The sequence below is a fragment of the Lyngbya sp. CCAP 1446/10 genome (assembly GCF_026130175.1).
GTDB lineage: Bacteria > Cyanobacteriota > Cyanobacteriia > Cyanobacteriales > Microcoleaceae > Microcoleus.
This window is the reverse complement of sequence record NZ_JAIGNI010000131.1, coordinates 1-1,719: the sequence shown is the minus strand read 5'-3', so window position 1 is coordinate 1,719 and position 1,719 is coordinate 1. Positions and strand designations below refer to the sequence as shown.

Genomic DNA, 1,719 nt, shown 5'->3' with positions numbered 1-1,719 from the left:
TCAAGCATATTTGGAACAATTGTCGCTTGAATATCCCGATGAATTGCAGATAATTCAAGTCGATAATGCCCGTGGTCATCTTTTAAGCACATCTGAATTGCCAGACAATATTATTTTACTATTTCAGCCTCCTCATTGTCTGCCAAGTAAATCCAACAGAAAGAGTGTGGGAATACATCAAAGAATTTTTAGCTTGGTTAGTTTTTAGTAATCTTGACGAACTCCGCGTAAAAGTTCAGGAAATCTTATCATCTTTAACAAATCATGTCATTGGTTTTCTCACAGGATGGTCTTGGATTTTACATTCCTTATCTCTAGCACATCTTTAAAAAAATGGTATGAAATCGGAAAATCATTACTGGAACAGGAAAAGGAGCTGTTCAATCTCTGGTATCAATATCGGAATCACCAACTCACTCGTTCAGAATTAGAGCAAGTAGTTGAACCGATTAAAACTAAAATTTTGAGCCAATTGCGAGAAGCTGCGCAATTAAACATCGGTGAGAACGAAAAAACACCCCTGGCTAAAACTGTGCGGACTTGTCGTAACTTACTGAAGCTGGAACCTGCTTTGTGGTTATTTATCACTGAAAAGGGTGTTGAACCGACTAATAATGCTGCTGAGAGAGCAATTCGCCCTGCGGTGATTTGGCGACGGACTAGTTTTGGGTCTGATTCGGCGGCTGGTAGTTTGTTTGTCTCTAGGTTGCTCACTGTTGTCTCTTCACTCAAGCTGCAAGAACGTAATATTTTTGATTTCCTAGTTGAGTCTGTCGCGGCTACTCGTTCTGGTGAGAGCCCACCCTCTCTTCTGCCACGTTAACCCCCTGAACTTCTACCATATAAGTCTTGCTAATAATTAGATCCCCATCAGGAATAAACATGGGAGATACAGACCATCCATCAGTTACATAAAAGTAGCATTTCCCGGCACTTACTTTGTCCCATAATGGCTCAAATGTCTGAGCACACTAGATCCCCTAATGCCCATCCTAAAATTCCTAGTTTAAAGTGGTCAACCGCTGTCCACAGCCAGATGTTGTCTGTTTTTTTTCACATAAGTCTGTAATTCATCACCTGGAAGCAACTCCCAGAATGACTGAGGGGTCATAAACATCTGACAACAGTTTTCCGAGTTGTTTTACCCAATTTATTATCGTGGTATGATCAACTCCCTTAACTCGTTCTATCGCCCGCTTTCCCCATACCATTGACATAAATTTTTAGGCAATCACGTTTGATGCTCTCGCGCTTGACCTCGCCTTTGCTCATACTCATTGATGAATTGACGACCAAATTGGACACAAATGTGGTTCTGTTTTCCTTTTTTCGGGCCGTTATTACGGATCTGGGTTAATTTACATTCGCCGGCATTGCATAAATTATTCCTCCTATTCATACTCTAACTCAGCAACGCCACCAATCTTTCAGCCTTAAGTAAAGCGTATTGCCTGAGCACATCCGGAAGTGCTGTAACAGGACAAAAGTGGTAAGCGCTCATCTCAAAAAAACAAAAGCCCCTTTCTTGATATGAGAAAAGAGCTTTGTTGATTTAAAATTAACCAGGCATCGAGCTATTTTCTCAGGCAGTGACCCGCCAAATATCTTCGCCACCGCAGCGTTTAACAACCGAGTTCGGGATGGAATCGGAGTGATGCCACTGCGTCATAGACACCTAGAAAAGCTGTAAGGGAAGAACCCTGAAGACTGCATAGAATT

1 protein-coding gene, 1 rRNA gene and 2 pseudogenes are annotated in these 1,719 nt (G+C 41.7%); 2 read left to right on the top strand and 2 right to left on the bottom strand.

From position 1 onward, the window contains the following. Both K4039_RS26595 and K4039_RS26590 read left to right on the top strand, forming a co-directional pair. Nucleotides 1-208, top strand: a pseudogene (locus tag K4039_RS26595) (hypothetical protein); the annotation flags it as partial. A gap of 78 nt (nt 209-286) precedes the next feature. Further along, entirely contained in the window at nt 287-823 is a 537-nt protein-coding gene (locus tag K4039_RS26590; protein ID WP_265239503.1) for a transposase, read from the top strand. Here the strand turns inward: K4039_RS26590 and K4039_RS26585 are convergent. Beyond that, nucleotides 819-1,399: pseudogene (locus K4039_RS26585) on the bottom strand (IS1 family transposase); the annotation flags it as partial. The gene K4039_RS26590 and the pseudogene K4039_RS26585 overlap by 5 nt on opposite strands. A 162-nt stretch (nt 1,400-1,561) precedes the next feature. Further along, nucleotides 1,562-1,679 (bottom strand): 5S ribosomal RNA (gene rrf / locus K4039_RS26580). Nucleotides 1,680-1,719 lie beyond the last annotated feature (40 nt).